Source organism: Clostridium sp. FP2 (assembly GCF_011065955.2).
In the GTDB taxonomy this organism is placed as follows: Bacteria; Bacillota; Clostridia; order Clostridiales; family Clostridiaceae; genus Clostridium_AD; species Clostridium_AD tagluense.
In genome coordinates this window covers 4,734,382-4,752,159 of sequence record NZ_JAAMNI020000001.1, presented here as the reverse complement: position 1 = coordinate 4,752,159, position 17,778 = coordinate 4,734,382, and the positions used below count along the sequence as shown (strand labels likewise).

The following is a 17,778-nucleotide window of genomic DNA, read 5'->3' as shown; positions in this document are numbered from 1 at the left end:
AGCAGAAAAGCACTTAACCAATATTATGGATGATATATGCTCAAATCCAGAAAGAACCTAAATTTGATTCGAGAAGGCTATATACAAGGATTACAACAAAAGAAATTCGGAATTAGTTGACACGTAAAAGGAATTGCTAACAAATCAAACATTTTATAATTAGTTTTGGAGGTAACAAATATGTCTTTACAAAATGCAGTATTAGGATTATTAATTTATCAACCAATGACAGGTTACGATTTGAAAAGTCTTTTTGATAAATCCGTTAGTTTTATTTGGTCCGCTCATATAAGTCAAATTTATAGGGAATTAGGGTCACTTGAGGGGAAAGGATTTGTTACATTTTATATTGAACCACAGCAAGGTAAGCCTGATAAAAAAAAATATATTGTTACAGAGAATGGAAAAGAACACTTCCAGGATTGGATGAAAAAATTTCCTGCAACACTATCAACAACTTTTAGAGATGAATTTGCAGTAAGAATTTTTTTCGGTTCTAATCTCTCTAATGAAGAATTAATTTTTCAATTACAGCGGTATATCAAGGAGAAAAAAGAAGAAATTGATTCATATGGGACAATTAAAGAACTGAGTGAAATATATGCTAAAGAATCAAATGTAACCCAAGAGATAATGTATTGGAATATGATACTTAAAAGAGGATATATGGTGAATCAAGTTTTCATCCAATGGGCAGAGGAGAGTATTCTTGAGCTAAAAGATTTAATCAAATAACAAAAGGATAAACAATTTTAGATTTAATGAAAATCGGAAGAAATGAGGTGTAAGTTTGAATATGCTTGTTATTAATGGATGTCGGTTAAACACGGAGTATAATAGTTAATGAAACTTTTATTTCATAAGTTTTAATTTTACTGGCTTCAAGGCCTTTATTTTTTAATGCTAAAGTGCTCATTTTAAAGGGCTTATGAGTAGCAAAATAAGTTTTCTATAAAGTAGCATAAGCAACCGAATTCCTATGCTTTAATTTCAGTTGTAAAAAACCTTATATCTTTATCCAATTTTAAGGTTTATTATATCATTTGTAAAATACCCCCATTGATGTGTTTTTATTATCTTTCTAATAATAACATTTTTACAAATGGGGGGATTTATTTTTATAGAGTTTTCTTAGCTTGATGGCTATGGGGTACTACCCCATTATGATAAAGAGATTTTTTCCATGAGTATCTTCTTTATAAAAGAATTTCTATCTCCGTCATAAAGAACATACTTTGTTGCAAATACAGAGGCAAGTCCATGAACCACTGCCCACATAGTTATAATATTCACAGAAAATAAAGCAGGTGATAAATTTGCAATTTGCATGCACTGTTTCGCAGTTTTCCGAAACAGTTCGAAGGGTGGAAACTCGCTGTGGGAAATATCCTTATCAGAAAAAGATATTTGTAAACCAAATTCTCCTTGAGAAAAAATAAATTGAAAGTATTGTGGATTTTCTGCAAAGAAATCGACATAAGCTATTCCAAGATCGACCATCAGATCCGATTTATTATCATAGTTGGTTATTATATGATTCAGTGTAATCATGAATTTACAAATGACATAGTCTTTCATCTCATTTAAAAGTTGTTCTTTGTCTTTAAAATGATTATATGGAGCAGCATGGCTTACTTTACATTTACTTGCAACTTTACGTAAAGAAAATTGCTTGATTCCATCCTCATTAATTAGTTCAATCCCAGCTTCAATGAGTAAATTTTTTAAATTACCGTGATGATATGGTGTGGATTCCATTTTGACACACTCCTCTCAAAATTTATTATAACACAGTATATTGACAGTGTAAATATTTCATGCTACAATATTTACACTGTCAATATTGAGTTTGAAAGAGGGTAAAATAATGAATGAAGATGTCTTAATTGTTTGTGACTCTGTGTACAATGGTAACACTTTAAAACTCGCCACCGCTATGGCTGATGAGTTGAATTGCCTTTTGGTAAATACAAAACAGGCTGAGAATTTGGATTTAAAGAAATATAAAACGATTGGATTTGGTTCTGGCATATTTTTCGCCCAGCATAACTCTATGCTGATGGAATTCATATCTAAATCTGAATTTTATGAACAACCTACATTTGTTTTTTCTACTCATGGGAGACCTATACTTGGGAATTACCATAAACCTTTAAAAATGTTACTAACTAAAAAAGGGCGGATAATAATTGGTGAATTCTCAACAAAAGGATACGACTGTACCGGACCCTTTACTATAGTAGGTGGAGGAAATAAAGGAAAACCAAATGAAAGTGATCAAAGGAAGGCCGCTCGGTTTGTAAGTGGATTATTTCCTCAATATAAAAATATAGACGATTATCTTTCTTTACCACATATGGAATCATTAAATGAGGGGGTTCCTAATGTTTATAAAATAAAAAAAGGTGAGAATGAAATTATTTTAAAAGGGGATATAGTTACCGTCAATCAAAACAAATGTATTGGATGTGGCAAATGTTTAAAAAACTGTCCGTTAGGCATCTTTGAATTACAGTATGAAAAAGCAGTTCCAATTAGGGAATTGGACTGTGTACAATGTAGATTATGTCAATCTTATTGTACAACAAGATCAATTTATCTACATGGCACATGGAAAGATTCTATTCGTGTGGCTAAACGTCATGCCCAAAGGCACTAGATACCGTCTTACCAAAGCTGATGCGAACCTATACTTTGGGGCTTTTGTTGAGCTTAGATGCAACAATTATATAAAGTAGGGAGAGTATTACATTTTTATAATAAAAACAATGTTAACACTATCAAGAAACATAGGGGGATAAAAATGTCAAAGAAAAAAAGCATTAAAAAAATTTTAACTTCATTAGTTATCATAGCTTTTATTGTTACTTTATTGCCAACAAAAATAACTTTTGCTGCAGCTGCTGCAACACCTGGAGTTCCAACCTTAGCATCAAATCAATGGGGTACAGATGTGGATGGCAATTATGACATCAGCATAAATTTGTGGTATGGCAACAATGGTACAAGCTATAAATTATTTGAAAGATTAGGGATTAGTGGCGAATATAAGGTAGTTAGTGAAGGCGCTTTAATGGATAATTCGCCTGGTTCACAAAGCTTTGTAGTGCCTATACGAAATAGAACTGCTACTGGTAGTTATAATTACTACGCACAATTAAATAACAGTTATGGTACAAGCACTAGCCCTGTATTTGGAGTTAAGGTAGGTAAGGATGGAGACACTAAAATATTAATTGATGGTGTTGATGATATCGGTGTTAAGCTTCAACATACGATTGCTAAGGGTATAAAAGATTACAAACTTTCTAATGCTAAAAATGCAAACAGTGATTTTACAGTAAATTCAAGTAATACCTCTTCAGTAAAAGCTTCAATAGTTAATGGGAATATACTTAGACTTGAAGGCTTAGCTGCAGGAAGAAGTGGTATTAAGGTAGTAGATAGGGCTACTGGTGATATAAGACAAATTGGTATAAGAGTAAAAAAAGCCGATGGCACTTTACCTGGTATGCCAGAATATTTGTCTGTTGGGCAAGTTTCTGAGGATACAGATAATGATTTAAACTTTTGGAAGGATACGAATAGTGATGACAGAAATAAACGTACAGACATAAGATATATTTATATAAATGGTGGTTATGAAAAGGGGTGGAGAACCTGGACAACAGAGGACGGAGCAAGAGCTAAAGGCTATATAGCTGAGAGCTTGAAGCTAGGTATGATTCCCTTCTTTGTGTATTATAACATTCCAGATAATGACGAAAGTTATGACGTAGATTTTAAACACATTAATGATAAAACCTATATGGAAGGATATTTTAAGGATTTAAAATTTTTATTAGATATTTGCACCCAATATGGGGGAGATGAAACAATTGGATTAGTACTTGAACCTGACTTTTTAGGTTATATGATGCAAAAATCAGGAAAGCAGCCAGAGCAGATTAAAGCGTTGGTAGATGCTGCTTACTCTTCAGGAGTTTTAGATAAAACAAAAGACCCAGCTTTCGGTAACAATGTAAATGGCTTAGTACAAGCTATTAATTATACCGTAAGGAAATATTATAAAACAGCATATTTCGGATGGCAGTTTAACATATGGGCCTATGATGGTCCAGAAATTCCTGGACAAGGAATATTGCACAAAACTGAACTTATTGGCTGGGATGCTGGAAGAAAAATTATAAAGCAAGTTGCAACAGAGACAGCAAATTATTATATGGCAGCAGGGATAACATCTAATGGGGCAGATTTTATTTCTATAGATAAATATGGTTTAGATGGTGGCTATGAAAATGGAGCTAAGGATAATCCTAGTTCTTCAAGATGGCTATGGAATTCAGACATCTGGAACAACTATTTGTTATACACAAAAACCTTAAATGAACAAACTAAGAAGCCGGTAATATTATGGCAGTTGCCTGTAGGCCGTATTAATAGTAGCCTAGAGCCAAATCCATACAATGGTGGAAGATTTCCTGATTTAACTGGAGAAGTAGCTAATTATGAGGATTCAGCTCCAACTTATTTCTTTGGAGATTCATTTAAGCCTGGTTCAGGAAACAGATTAAATTACTTTTCCAAAAGTGAAGCAAAGGACGCTAAAATAAAAGTATCGGGGGATACTGTAACCTGGGGTTCACATATGGAGGAAGCAAAGGCTTCGGGTATAATTTCTATATTATTTGGAGCAGGAGTTGGAGCAAGTACGGACGCTGTAGGCTCTCCAGCACCGGATAATTACTGGTGGATTACTAAAGCTCAAAGATATTTAAAAAATCCACTTAAATTAGATGGCTCAGAAACTATTCCTATGGATTTGCCTTTGGTTGCTAAAATCTCCGTTGACAATGCTACTAATACTGGAACATATAAATTAGCAGTAGATATTCCAGCTTCATCTAAGGCAACTAGCTATAAAGTATATGAAAATGGAATTGAAATGAAAAATGGACAAGTAGCTACGGCAGCGCAAAGCTTATCCGTGCCTGTTATTAATAAACCCACTGGTACTTATATGTATACTGTGGATTTAATTAATGCTAATGGTTCAACCTCAAGCAGTAATTTAACGGTTACTGTAAATAACAATACTGTACCACCAATTACGCATCCACTTAAGGGAATATTAACTGTGGACAAGGTTAGCAATGATGGTAGCTATAATATATCAGTGGGAATTCCAGCAAAGTCAAATGCCACAAGCTATAATCTATACGAAAACAACGAAATAATAAAAACTGGAGTCGTAACGGATTTAGCACAAAGTTTTGTTCAACCATTTACTGGAGTAGCAACAGGAACATATGAATATAAAATGAGTTTAATAAATAAGGATGCAACAACAGCAAGCGATATTCTGAAAGTAGCTGTTACTTCTGCTGCTGTAACTCCGCATCTTCCTGTATCTGGTTTAAAGGTAGATTTTTCTGTGATTTCAGATTGGGGAAGTGGCTCTAGTATAAAAGTAACATTAACCAATAACACCAATGCAGATATTAGTAATTGGCAAGTGATGTTTGATTTTGATAAGCAAATCACCGCTGTATATGATGGGGATTTAACTGTTTCCGGAAAAACTTGCACACTAAAGTCAAAAGCATGGAATGGAGCAATTGGAAAAGGTAAAACTTTAGTATTAACAGGCGCAAGTCAAGGTAACATAGGAGCCCTTAAACCTTATAATCTAAAGGTAATTTGTAAATAAGGTCAAAGACACTATAATACAGAGTATATGAGGAGGATTTATTAATGAAAGGACCTAAAATTATTTCATGGATAACTACAGCAGCATTAATGTTTACCATAGCTACGGGGATAACAACAAATGTAGAGGCTAAAATGGTTAAAGAAATTAAGCCAGTGACAGAAGTGGCTCAGAAAAATGTAATTACTTATTTTCCTAATTGGGCAATGTACAATGCTGCGCATCAATCAATGCAACCAAAGGATATACCATGGACAAAAGTTAATATAGTTAATCATTCATTTTTCTCAGTAAGTAAAGATTTTAAGATTACTTCAATAGATACTTTTGCAGACTATGAGAAGTCAATGGAGCATTCAGGAGGGTGGGATTCTCCGCTGAAAGGGTGTTTTGGAGAATATAAGTATTATAAAGGTATATATCCAGATAAGAAGGTGCTTGTTTCTGTTGGTGGTTGGACACGAGGAGAAAATTTCCATGCAATGGCTATGACTGCACAAACTAGAAAAGTATTTACAGATAGTGTTGTTGCATTTTTAAAGCAGTACCCATTTATAGATGGTATTGATATAGATTGGGAATATCCCGGCATAGATAGAAAGGCAGATCTAAATGATCAATATGATAAAGGATGTCCAGGCGGTCCAGAAGATAAAGTTAATTACACATTATTACTGCAAGACATAAGAGCTGCATATAATGCAAATGGATTATCAGGTAAAATGTTAACTGTAGCAGCGGCTGCAGGCTATGACAAGATGGCGTTAGTAGAACCATCTAAATATGAAAAATACCTTGATTATATGAATGTTATGACCTATGACATTCATGGTGCATGGGAATTAACTACTAATCACCAAGCAGCATTATATGTTAATCCTGCAGATCCTTCAGGTACAACTCCAACAGATTTAAAGAATAAATATACCTCAGATTATGCAATGAAAGCATATAGAGATATTTATAAGATTTCTCCATCAAAGCTTAATATGGGATCCCCATTCTATTCAAGAGGTTGGAAAGGTGTTAAACCAGGACCAAATGGAGATGGTTTATATCAATCAGCAACTGGAGCTTATACTGGCTCTATAGATAACCCATCCTCACCCGGTGGACAAGAACCTTGGTTCAAATTAAAGCAATTAGAAACTACACCAGGCTGGAATAAATACTATGATACTAAAGCAAATGCAGTATATTTATATAATGCATCAAAAGGTGAATTTTTAACTTATGAAGATGAAAAGACATTAAATGATAGATGTGATTATGTAAATGCCAATGGGTATGGTGGAATGCTCATATGGGATGCTTCTAATGATAATTTATCAAAGGGATCTCCAATGACAACCATAATATGGGATAAAATGAGCGCACCTGTAGTAAGCAAGCTACAAGCAGCAAATTTAACTGCAGGAGAAGAAAGCAATGGATCATATAAATTAACAGCAACACTGCCAGCTAATAATACAGCAACTTCATATACTATAATGGAAGGTACAAAGCAAGTAAGTGCTGGTACATTAGTAGCAGGACAAAATACAAAACAGACAATAGTATATGATAGTACAGGTAAGGTACCAGGTACTTATGAATATACAGTAGTAGTAACCGATGGAACAGCATCACTTATATCAAATAAAGTATCTGTACTAGTGCCTGTAGTAAAACCAATATCTGGTGATAAGCTCCTTGTAGGATATTGGCATAACTTTGATAACGGAACAGGAATTGTTAAGCTTAGAGATGTTTCAACTAAATGGGATGTTCTAAATATATCTTTTGGTGAAACAAGTGTAGATAGAGCTGTAGTTGAGTTTTCGCCTTGCTACGGTACAGAGTCAGAATTTAAGTCTGACGTCGCATATTTGCAAAGCAAGGGAAAGAAAGTTGTGCTTTCAATAGGCGGACAAAATGGTGTAGTATTATTACCTGATAATACTGCAAAAGAAAAATTTGTTAAATCTTTGGAAGCTCTAATAGATAAATATGGTTTTGATGGAGTCGATATTGATTTAGAGTCAGGCATTTCCCTGAATGGCGGGGATACTGATTTTAAAAATCCAAGCACACCACAAATTGTAAATCTTATTACGGCAATAAGAACTATTTCAGAGCACTATAGTCCTAATTTCATACTAAGTATGGCTCCTGAAACTGCATACGTTCAAGGAGGATATAGCTCTTATGGAAATATTTGGGGAGCTTACTTACCAATTATTTACGGTGTAAAAGATAAATTAACTTATATCCATGTACAGCATTACAATGCTGGTAGCGGAGTTGGAATGGATGGTGTAACTTATAATCAAGGTACAGCTGATTATGAGGTAGCTATGGCAGATATGTTACTTCACGGATTCCCAGTAGGCGGAAATGCTAATAATATATTTCCAGCGCTAAGAGAAAATCAGGTTATGATAGGATTGCCATCATGTTCCTTAGCAGCTCCAAGTGGCGGATATATAAATCCTACAGAAATGAAAAAGGCATTAGATTATATAATGAAGGGAATTCCTTTTGGAGGTAAATATACCATTTCAAATGCAAAGGGTTATCCAGGCTTTAAAGGTTTAATGACTTGGTCAATTAATTGGGACGCTAAAAGTAATTATGAGTTTTTAACTAACTATCGTGCATATTTTGATGGAATAGTAAGTCCAGTTTATTCATTAAAAGCAGCAGATTTTTCAGCAAGTCCAGTAGCTAATGGTAGTTTTACATTGACAGCAGCAGTGCCAGGATATAATACTGCTACTTCATATAAATTTATAGATAGTACAGGAGTAATTACAAGTGGCAAAATAACGCCTCAAACTTCACAAGTAAATTTAACTCAGAAAGTTACGAGCAAAAACCCAGGAACGTATACTTATACAGCAGAACTTTCTGATGGAACAAAAACCATTACATCAAATCAAGTAACTGTAATAGTGATAGCACCAATAGTAAATAAACTACAGGTAGCAACTTTAACTGCAGGAAGCGAAAGTAATGGAGAATATAAACTAACAGCAACAGTGCCAGCTAATAATACAGCAACTTCATATACAATAATGGAAGGTACTAAGCAAGTAAATACTGGTACATTAGTAGCAGGACAAACTACAATACAAACAATAGTACATGATAGTACAGGTAAGGCACCAGGTACTTATGATTACACAGTAGTAGTAACCGATGGAAAGGTATCACTTATATCTAACAAAGTATCAGTAGTGGTTTCAAAAGTAGTAGGTAATTTGCCAGCTAAACCAAGCTTAAGTCAAGATAGCTGGAACGGTGGTTCAACGTATAAAATAACTATGAATATGTGGTGGGGAGAGAATGGTACTTCTTGGAATCTATATGAGAATGGAGTGCTAATTTCAACTAAACCATTAGTAGCAAATGGTTCAAATGCGCAAATAGATTCTGTATCATTTAAAGGAAAAGCAACAGGAACTTATGTGTATAAGGCAGAACTTGTTAATGCTACAGGTGCTACGTTATCTGAAACAGTAACCTATACTGTTTCAGATAGTGAAGTACTAAGTTCAGTGTATTCATTAAAAGCAGCAGAGCTTTCAGCAAGTACGGTAGCTAATGGTAGCTTTACATTGAAAGCTGCAGTGCCAGGATATAATACTGCTAGTTCATATAAATTTAAAGATAGTACAGGCGTAATTACAAGTGGCATAATAGTGCCTCAAACTTTACAAGCAACTTTAACTCAGCAAGTTGCCAGCAAAGAACCAGGAACTTATATTTATACAGTAGAGCTTTTTGATGGAACAAAAACCATTACATCAAATCAAGTAACTGTAACTGTAACAGGAACAGTAATAGGTCAGGTATACCCAGTTTGGACACCTGGAGTATCGTATAAGACAGGAGATATAGTTTCATATTCAGGACAAAACTACAAATGCTTACAAGGGCATACCTCGCTTCAAGGCTGGGATCCAATTGCAGTAGCATCTTTGTGGCAGGAAAAATAGCATAATTATTAGGGGACTGTTGTAACTTTATAAAAAAGTTTGACTATTTGTAATAAAGTTTGATAATTTAAAACAAAGTTTGATTGTTTGTAAAAAAGTTTAATCGAAGCTGGGAGCAATTTTTATATATAATAGGGTCAATCCCATAAGGATATGGTGGAGTTTAGTTAAACTTTTTTATAACTAACATCAGAAAAATATTTTAAAAGATTTAAGTAGTTTACTTGATGAAAAACTTAAGCCAATATCAATTAAACTTGATGAAACATATCAAATAGTCATAATATAGTAAAGCTATTAACGTAGTTATCCACATTAGACTAATAAAGTTGGGTTTCATTGTGGACAATTTTTATTTAAAACTAGCACCAATAAAGACACTCAGCTTTATAAAGCCAGAAAAAGTATTATCTAAAGGATTAAAATTGATAAATTTCTTGACTTTTAAACCTAAAATAGGTACAATTTACACATAAATACATAGGAGGTGCTATAAAATGATTATTACTACTTGCTAATTAATTTTCCAAATAGAAAATTAAAATTAAAAGAGTTTTAAATTACCTAATTCATTAGGTTTATTTGTTTTACTTCTTTTAGAGATTTGCAAGTAGAGACTGTCAAATTTATAGGACTAAAATTAAAATCCTTTGTTTTACATTTTATTTACTATTATAAATTCAGGCTAGGTCCAGTTTTATTAGTGGTGTTAAATTTCAATATTAAGTTGAGAAGATATATTGCAAGAACTTGGATTGCTCTTTTGGATACCTTTACAGAATCCTTAGAATTTATTTAGTACATGCTTATTTTGTTATGTAAAATATTGTAGATGTTTTTAGACTGTAATAAGGCTTTGCTTTATTACAGTCTTTTTGGTTTATGTAGAGAAGTAAATTCATTATTAAATATTATTGAATTAGGATATATAAAACTAAAAGAACAAAAACATATTAATAAGGGGTGTACATGTATGAAAAATGAAATTAATAATGAATTAAGAGAAGTATTAAATATATTTGAAGAGGCTTATATACAAAGAGATGTAAGCAAAGTTGATAGTTTCATGGATGCGTTATTTGATAAAGATGAAAAGGTAATTGTGCTTGGCACAAGCTGCGGTGAATTGTGTTTAGGTCATGCAGAAGTTAAAGATATATTTTTAAGTGATTGGGAATATTGGGGAGATTTGAGAATTAAGGCTGATGAAGCTACTATAATACCACTTGGGAACACAGCTTTAATCCACACTACAGGTACAATTAAATATTCTTTTTATAGTAATGAGGATACTTATACACGGCATTTGGGCTATATTAAGCAATATTTTGATGGAGTTTCTTCTGATAGCAAAAAACCTGATAAAGTAAAGTTAACTGAAATTAATTGGAAGCTATGTCATTTGTTAAATAAATGGGATGGTGAGGAAAGACATTATTTATGGGATTTGCGTATTTCCTTTGTGCTAATCAAGAAAGAAAATCGATGGATAATAAAACAAATGCAATTTTCACTGCCAGTAGTGGGATATATGCCGGATGCACGAATTGATAATATTTCTGGTGATATAGAGAGTTTTAATGCAGAAGGAGACAAAATGAAGGAGTATTCTATTAATAATACATTAGTTTATAAAGATGAAATATTAAATCTTCTAAAAGCTTTTAATAATGAATACTTGGAAGCCAATAAGGAGATAAGTGCAATAGCTAGTAAATATTTCACGGAGAATCCATTAATTATTAATACAGACAAAACAGTTTATAGTAACCAAGAGGAAATAAAGAGATTGATAGAAAATCATAGAGCATGCTACGATGAAATGCAATTAGATTATGAGGATTGTTTAATTAATTCCAACGAAGATGTAGTTTGGATAGTCACTCACGGTACTATGAAAAAGACAATTTCCGAAAATAGTGCTTTTGATAATACTGTAGATATAATCAAGAATATATTTACAAGTGATTTAGATGATAAGGATAAGCTTTTTAATATAAGAAGGAGAATTGCAGGCACCCTCAAGGAAAATGCTAGAGGAGAAGAATATGTTTGGCCATTTAGGTTTGAAGCAGTACTTATTCGAGAAAAGCAAAATTGGGTATTCAAATATCTTCAATTTTCTCTTCCATTTAGTTGGTTTCTTGAAGGGAAGACAGAGGCAGCTTCAATAGTAGAATAAAAAAATAAATAAAATATCCCAGTAATAATATTATGGATTACTATGGGTAATCCAGCTGAGGGGTTATATCATAAAATGGAATTTTTCTTAGGGGTTAAGTTTACAAATATATATTTGAAATAGAGGAGATAAACAATGGATATAGATTCGATTATTTTTGATTTGGATGGGACGCTTTGGGATTCAACTGACACAGTGCTAAAAGCTTGGGATAAGGTATGCCAAAATAATAAAGAGATTAGGAGTCCTATTACACGAGAGGTAATGCAAAGTATTATGGGGCTACAGGTTAAGCAGATAGGCGCTAAACTATTCCCTTATTTAGAGGAAGCAGGACAAACAAAGATTTTGCAACTTTGCTGTGAAGAAGAAAGAAAACTACTTCTAAAGGAAGGTGGTATGCTCTATAAAGACCTAGAAAGTATTTTACAAATGCTATCTAAAAGTTATTCGTTATTCATAGTAAGTAACTGCCAATGTGGATATATAGAAGCCTTCCTTGAATATCATGAGCTCGGTAAATATTTTGAAGACTTTGAATGTGCAGGAAATTCAAGTTTAGTAAAAGGTGAGAACATTAAGGTTATTATGAAGAGAAATAATCTTGAACACCCTGTATACGTAGGAGATACGCAGGGAGATTGTAATGCTGCAAAACTCGCAAATATACCTTTTGTATTTGCTAGCTATGGATTTGGTGAAGTAGATGCATATGACTATATCATTGAAGAAATATCAGATGTAGTAAAGTGTACGCAAACAACAAATACTGACCCAAAATGATAAAGTTTGCTCAAAAACATGAAGGATTGCAGGGATAATTCCACTGCAATCCTTTATGATATATTGATAGCTACATTAATCAACATATAATATTGACATATATTTCATATAATGCTATTCTATTATTAGAATAGCAAAGGAGGAGAGAAAATGACGCAGATTGAAGTCATACTTTTATCTCTTTTATGTGACAAAGATTATTATGGGTATGAATTTGAAACTGTAATAGAACAAAGAAATATGAGAGGGTGGACCAATATTGGATTTTCATCAATCTATAATTCTTTAAACAAACTTGAAAAGAATGGGTATATAGTTTCAAAATACGAAAAAGAATATGGTTCACCTAAGAGGAAAGTATATTCGATCAAGGATGAAACAAAAGTACTTATTAAAGAGCAGATTATCAAGATGATAAGTGAATATAACAGTGATCCAAGTGAATTTGACATAGGTATGCTGTTTTCCTATTTATTAATAAAAGAAGAATTAAAGGAAGCTTTAACTAATCACAAAGAAAATTTAATTAAGAGAAAAGAATTTTTACTTGAAAGATATAATCAGCATCCTACAGCGAGGCAAAGGCCGCATATAAAAGCATTATTTGAAAGACCATTAGCATTTTTGGATACTGAAATCTCATGGTTGGAAGAGTTTATAAGTGAGAACTTTTAAAGAAATAATAAATATTTAAATATATTATGAGGAGGAAGTTGTAATGAGTGATATGTCATCAGTAAGTAACGCATTCCAAACTTTTATTAAGGAAGCACCAGAATATCAAAAGATATGGATGGAAACAGTACAAAAATTAGATGCTATAAGTAAACTAGATTCAAAAACAGAGGAGTTGGCATACATTGCAGTGCTAGCTTCGGCAAGACTTGAGGGAGGGCTACCTTTCCATGTTAAACATGCGAAATCACTTGGAGCCACAAGAGAGGAAATAATAAGTGCTGTTTTGGTTGGACTGCCTGCAGTAGGTAATATAGTAATTCAAGCATTGCCAATAGCCATAAATGCGTATGATAATGAATAGGATTAGATATGATGAACTTTTAAAAAAGTTAAAAAGGGTTTAAAGCGTTTTTTTTCAATCTACAAAATAAAGTAATATGGTTTAAATAGAGATAAAATCACAGCTTCGGTTGGTAGTCCGAACCTATCTATTGTTTTATAGGTAGCAGTATCCTTCCCTCCTGGGGTCGTCCACTCTCTTTAGTAAAGATTAATAAGCAGGAGGAAGTATTAAATGGAAATTAGTATTAAATTAAATGTATTTTTTGAAGGGGGATTTTGGGTAGGAGTATTTGAAAAGGTCTATGGTGGAAAATATGAAGTATCTAAGATTACCTTTGGGGCTGAACCAAAAGATTATGAAGTGTTTGATTTTATATTAAAAAACTTTTATAATTTAAGGTTTAGTAGTCCTTTATGTATTGAATCTGTTGAAAAAGGAAGGATAAATCCTAAAAGATACCAAAGAGAAATAAAAAAAGAAATGGAAAACAAAGGGATAGGTACAAAAGCTCAACTTGCTATGCAACTACAACATGAGATAAACAAAACAGAAAAAAAGATAGTTTCAAGAGAAGAAAAAGAAGAAGAAAAGCAAAGAAAATATGAATCAAGACAACAAAATAAGAAAAGTAAGCATAGGGGTCACTAATAAGTAGAAAAATCTATGGTAGGTATTACAAGATATTTCACTGGAGAATAAAATGTGCTCAAAAACATGAAGGAGTATGTAGGGATAATCCCCCACATACTCCTTCATGTTTTGATTAAAAATGTATTATTTGTGGAGGCCGTTGTAATTATTAAAGTATAAGATCACTTAAAGAATTATATACTGGTACATCATAATTTTTAAATTTATCTAAATGCTGGTGGCCACAGGCTACTAAAAAACAATCACAACCTATAGCTTTTGACACCTCATAATCATGAACTGTATCACCAATTAAAAGCACTTCTTTTGGGTTAAGAGAAAGATCTCGAATCAACCTTTTTCCATTTTCAACCTTGCTCACAGCATAATGATCATTTAAACCAACAACTTTAACAAAAAAATCATTGATTTTGTAAAAATCAATAGATTCATCTAAGTAAATTTGTTGTGATGCTGAAAGTATAGATTGAGTTATATCAGAGTCACTTACTAATTTTAATATTTTTTGCGCATCTTGTTGTAAATTGCAGCTTCCATAGGCATCTCTGTATAGTTCCACATATTCATTTGCAATTTTTTCAAATGGTTCCAATGAAAAATTAAAACCTAACTTTGTGTAATAATTAATCACAGGAAAATCAAAGATTTGCAAATATCTTTCTTTATTAATTACAGGCATTTTTCTTTTTTGTAATAGTGAATTCATAACATTTATCACCACTTCTACATCATCAAGCAGTGTACCATTCCAGTCCCATATTATATGTTTGTATCCTGAATTTAAAATATTCATGCCGTATACTACCCCTCATTAACCATGAAATGGATTAATAATTACATTATAACATGAACTTTTGGCTTTTGTAATATGTAAGGATATTACTAATACGTGCTATAATATAAATTATATTTGAATGAAATTATGAAAATTTAAAAGAGTAAAAGGAGAGATTGTGGGTATGGAATTTAAAGAAGTGAAAATAGAAATATATGTTCCAGAAGAATATGTAATAAGATTAAGAGATGAACTGAATAAAGTGAATGCTTGTAGGATTGGAAATTATGATAATGTTATATCTATAACAAATGTCAGAGGATATTGGAGACCCTTAGAAGGCTCTAATCCTTTCAATGGTGAAATAGGTAAAGTATGTGAAGGTGAAGAATGTAAGATTGAGATAAGATGTAAAAAAGAATACGTTAAAAATGTCATTAAGGTTATTAAAGAAATTCATCCTTATGAAGAACCATTAATCAATATTATTCCAATTGTAAATGAACTGTTTGAATAGAAAACTAAATAGGAGGATGAATATGGGGTTGTTAGAGTGTAGTCAATATTTAAGAAGCATACAACTTAATAAAGATGATATAGAATCTTTTTCAAAATATCCTTTCTGCTTACCTGCCATAGAGAAACTATCAAGTTTAGAGTTTCATCCAAAAGTAACATTTATTGTAGGGGAAAATGGATCGGGTAAATCAACGATTTTGGAGGCCATAGCAACTGCCTATGGCTTTAATCCTGAAGGTGGAACAATTAATTTCAACTTTTCATCTATGGATACGCACTCAGAATTATACAAATATATAAAGTTAGTTAAGGGAGTTAAAAAGCCTAAGAATGGATTTTTTTTGCGAGCGGAGAGTTTCTATAATCTTGCAACAAATATTGATGAACTTGAGAGAGTGAGGCCAGGGCTGGTCTCTTCATACGGAGGACAATCACTACATAAACAATCTCATGGAGAGTCTTTCTTTGCTGTATTTATGAATAGGTTTGGCAGTAATGGGCTGTATATACTAGACGAACCAGAGCTGCATTATCTCCTTCAAGGCAAATGTCTATGCTTACAAGGATAAATGAATTAATTAAGTTGGGTTCTCAATTTATTATTGCAACTCATTCTCCAATTATAATGGCCTATCCTGAATCAACTATTTATGAAATAAAAGAAAAGATAGAAGTTGTTGCATATGAGGAAACTGAAAACTATCAAATAATGAAGAGTTTTATTAATAATAGGAGTAGGATGCTTGATATTTTGATGGAAGGGAATCATTAATAATAATGAGCATTTTGGTGATAATATAATATTGGTATTATGATATATAAGAATAAGTGCATATAAAGAAGGGATTAGAGATATGGATGATAAATTAGTAGAGAGTTATGAAATAAAATTACTTTATAATGATATTGTTGGATTAATAGATAACACTAAGGAAAAAGTTTATAGGTCTGTTAATACTGAACTTATAAATTTATATTGGAATATTGGAAGAACCATAAAAGAAGATATTATAAAAAAAGAAAGGGCCGATTATGGAAAAAAGACAATAGATAATTTAAGTAAAGAGTTAATTGAGAATTATGGAAGAGGATATGGTAGAAGAAATTTGTTTAATATGGTTTCTTTTTATGAAACTTTTGGGGACTTTAAAATTGTGCATACACTGTCTGCACAATTGACTTGGTCTCATATTAAGGAACTTATATCATTGGAAGATAACTTAAAAAGAGAGTTCTATTCAACCATGTGTAATACTGAAAGATGGAGTGTAAGAACTTTAAGAGAAAGAATTAGTTCAATGATGTATGAAAGAACAGCTATATCTAAGAAGCCAGAAGAAACGATATTAAATGATTTAAAATTACTTAGAGAAGAAAATAAAATGACACCAGATTTGTTTTTTAAAGACCCATATGTATTGGATTTTTTAGGACTTGAAGACACATATAGTGAAAAAGATTTAGAAAATGGAATACTTGCGGAACTTGAAAAATTCATATTAGAAATGGGTTCGGATTTCGCTTTTTTAGGGAGACAAAAAAGAATCACTATAGATGATGAAGACTATTATATAGATTTATTATTTTATCATAGAAAAATGCGAAGACTTGTGGCTGTTGAACTTAAATTGGATAAATTTAAACCAGAACACAAAGGGCAGGTAGAACTATATTTAAGGTGGCTAAATAAGTATGAAAGAAACGAAGGCGAAGAAGCACCGATAGGGTTAATACTTTGTGCAAAGAAATCACAGGAAACAGTAGAACTTTTAGAATTAGATAAAAGTGGAATTCATGTAGCGCAATATATAACACAACTGCCTCCGAAAGAAGTATTTGAGGAAAAGCTTCGTAAGGCAATATTAAAAGCAAGGTTACAATTGCAGCAAAGGGATAATGGCAGTGAAAGTTAAGTGACATGAAGACACTAAAAAATTAATCCTTCAAAAAATAATGAGAATAATTACTAAAATAAAAGGTTATAAACAAAAAAAGACGAAAATTTGAACTAGATATTTTGAGTGGTGATGGCTCAATAAAAGAAAAATACCAAGAGGGGATTCTCATTTGCAAAATCAATAAACGAAAATGAAGAATTGAGAAAATAAAATAAAAAAATAAAAACTGTACATCTTCATCAAAGGTGAGATTGTACAG

Annotated in this window: 13 protein-coding genes and 1 pseudogene; 12 read left to right on the top strand and 2 right to left on the bottom strand. The window is 32.3% G+C overall.

Features of this window, described 5'->3' with window-relative positions; all coding sequences use genetic code 11:
- The first annotated feature begins 180 nt into the window (after nt 1-180).
- Nucleotides 181-735: a PadR family transcriptional regulator gene (locus G9F71_RS22350; RefSeq protein WP_164950648.1), complete on the top strand. Its 555-nt coding sequence runs from the start codon at nt 181-183 to the stop codon at nt 733-735.
- 426 nt (nt 736-1,161) lie between these two features.
- Here G9F71_RS22350 and G9F71_RS22345 read toward each other — a convergent pair whose 3' ends face one another.
- Nucleotides 1,162-1,758: a TetR/AcrR family transcriptional regulator gene (locus G9F71_RS22345; protein WP_164950649.1), complete on the bottom strand. Its 597-nt coding sequence runs from the start codon at nt 1,756-1,758 to the stop codon at nt 1,162-1,164.
- Between the two features lie 109 nt (nt 1,759-1,867).
- Between G9F71_RS22345 and G9F71_RS22340 the strand changes: the two genes are divergently transcribed.
- From G9F71_RS22340 to G9F71_RS22305, 8 genes are all read left to right on the top strand, one after another.
- Nucleotides 1,868-2,659, top strand: coding sequence for a flavodoxin domain-containing protein (locus G9F71_RS22340; RefSeq protein ID WP_164950650.1), 792 nt, complete (start codon nt 1,868-1,870; stop codon nt 2,657-2,659).
- A gap of 144 nt (nt 2,660-2,803) precedes the next feature.
- Nucleotides 2,804-5,710, top strand: a complete 2,907-nt coding sequence (locus G9F71_RS22335) for a cellulose binding domain-containing protein (RefSeq protein WP_164950651.1) — start codon at nt 2,804-2,806, stop codon at nt 5,708-5,710.
- Between the two features lie 44 nt (nt 5,711-5,754).
- Nucleotides 5,755-9,690 carry a glycosyl hydrolase family 18 protein gene (locus G9F71_RS22330; RefSeq protein WP_164950652.1) on the top strand — a complete coding sequence of 1,312 codons (3,936 nt, stop codon included), beginning with the start codon at nt 5,755-5,757 and terminating at the stop codon, nt 9,688-9,690.
- Nucleotides 9,691-10,663: 973 nt separating this feature from the next.
- Nucleotides 10,664-11,872 (top strand): nuclear transport factor 2 family protein, encoded by a 1,209-nt coding sequence (locus G9F71_RS22325; RefSeq protein ID WP_164950653.1) that lies wholly within the window; start codon nt 10,664-10,666, stop codon nt 11,870-11,872.
- A 135-nt stretch (nt 11,873-12,007) separates the two neighbouring features.
- Nucleotides 12,008-12,655: an HAD family hydrolase gene (locus G9F71_RS22320; protein ID WP_164950654.1), complete on the top strand. Its 648-nt coding sequence runs from the start codon at nt 12,008-12,010 to the stop codon at nt 12,653-12,655.
- 150 nt (nt 12,656-12,805) lie between these two features.
- Entirely contained in the window at nt 12,806-13,330 is a 525-nt protein-coding gene (locus G9F71_RS22315; protein WP_164950655.1) for a PadR family transcriptional regulator, read from the top strand.
- A gap of 43 nt (nt 13,331-13,373) precedes the next feature.
- Entirely contained in the window at nt 13,374-13,694 is a 321-nt protein-coding gene (locus G9F71_RS22310; protein WP_164946718.1) for a carboxymuconolactone decarboxylase family protein, read from the top strand.
- Nucleotides 13,695-13,907: 213 nt separating this feature from the next.
- Entirely contained in the window at nt 13,908-14,324 is a 417-nt protein-coding gene (locus tag G9F71_RS22305) for a YjdF family protein (RefSeq protein ID WP_164946717.1), read from the top strand.
- Between the two features lie 151 nt (nt 14,325-14,475).
- Here G9F71_RS22305 and G9F71_RS22300 read toward each other — a convergent pair whose 3' ends face one another.
- The gene (locus G9F71_RS22300; protein ID WP_164950656.1) at nt 14,476-15,120 is read right to left on the bottom strand and encodes an HAD family hydrolase; all 645 of its coding nucleotides are present in this window, start codon (nt 15,118-15,120) and stop codon (nt 14,476-14,478) included.
- A 166-nt stretch (nt 15,121-15,286) separates the two neighbouring features.
- Between G9F71_RS22300 and cutA the strand changes: the two genes are divergently transcribed.
- The 3 genes and pseudogenes from cutA to G9F71_RS22285 all read left to right on the top strand — a co-directional run bounded on the left by cutA (nt 15,287) and on the right by G9F71_RS22285 (nt 17,534).
- Nucleotides 15,287-15,619, top strand: coding sequence for a divalent cation tolerance protein CutA (gene cutA, locus G9F71_RS22295; protein WP_164950657.1), 333 nt, complete (start codon nt 15,287-15,289; stop codon nt 15,617-15,619).
- Between the two features lie 22 nt (nt 15,620-15,641).
- Nucleotides 15,642-16,393 (top strand): annotated as a pseudogene (locus G9F71_RS22290) (AAA family ATPase).
- Nucleotides 16,394-16,475: 82 nt separating this feature from the next.
- Nucleotides 16,476-17,534: a YhcG family protein gene (locus G9F71_RS22285; RefSeq protein ID WP_164950658.1), complete on the top strand. Its 1,059-nt coding sequence runs from the start codon at nt 16,476-16,478 to the stop codon at nt 17,532-17,534.
- The last annotated feature ends 244 nt before the right edge of the window (nt 17,535-17,778 follow it).

Excerpts from the sequence above, each read along its gene's own strand:
- G9F71_RS22330 (WP_164950652.1), top strand. The coding sequence starts at position 5,755 with ATGAAAGGACCTAAAATTATTTCATGGATAACTACAGCAGCATTAATG.
- cutA (WP_164950657.1), top strand. The coding sequence starts at position 15,287 with ATGGAATTTAAAGAAGTGAAAATAGAAATATATGTTCCAGAAGAATAT.
- G9F71_RS22340 (WP_164950650.1), top strand. The coding sequence starts at position 1,868 with ATGAATGAAGATGTCTTAATTGTTTGTGACTCTGTGTACAATGGTAAC.
- G9F71_RS22285 (WP_164950658.1), top strand. The coding sequence starts at position 16,476 with ATGGATGATAAATTAGTAGAGAGTTATGAAATAAAATTACTTTATAAT.
- G9F71_RS22325 (WP_164950653.1), top strand. The coding sequence starts at position 10,664 with ATGAAAAATGAAATTAATAATGAATTAAGAGAAGTATTAAATATATTT.
- G9F71_RS22345 (WP_164950649.1), bottom strand. The coding sequence starts at position 1,758 with ATGGAATCCACACCATATCATCACGGTAATTTAAAAAATTTACTCATT.
- G9F71_RS22335 (WP_164950651.1), top strand. The coding sequence starts at position 2,804 with ATGTCAAAGAAAAAAAGCATTAAAAAAATTTTAACTTCATTAGTTATC.
- G9F71_RS22305 (WP_164946717.1), top strand. The coding sequence starts at position 13,908 with ATGGAAATTAGTATTAAATTAAATGTATTTTTTGAAGGGGGATTTTGG.
- G9F71_RS22315 (WP_164950655.1), top strand. The coding sequence starts at position 12,806 with ATGACGCAGATTGAAGTCATACTTTTATCTCTTTTATGTGACAAAGAT.
- G9F71_RS22310 (WP_164946718.1), top strand. The coding sequence starts at position 13,374 with ATGAGTGATATGTCATCAGTAAGTAACGCATTCCAAACTTTTATTAAG.
- G9F71_RS22300 (WP_164950656.1), bottom strand. The coding sequence starts at position 15,120 with ATGAATATTTTAAATTCAGGATACAAACATATAATATGGGACTGGAAT.
- G9F71_RS22320 (WP_164950654.1), top strand. The coding sequence starts at position 12,008 with ATGGATATAGATTCGATTATTTTTGATTTGGATGGGACGCTTTGGGAT.
- G9F71_RS22350 (WP_164950648.1), top strand. The coding sequence starts at position 181 with ATGTCTTTACAAAATGCAGTATTAGGATTATTAATTTATCAACCAATG.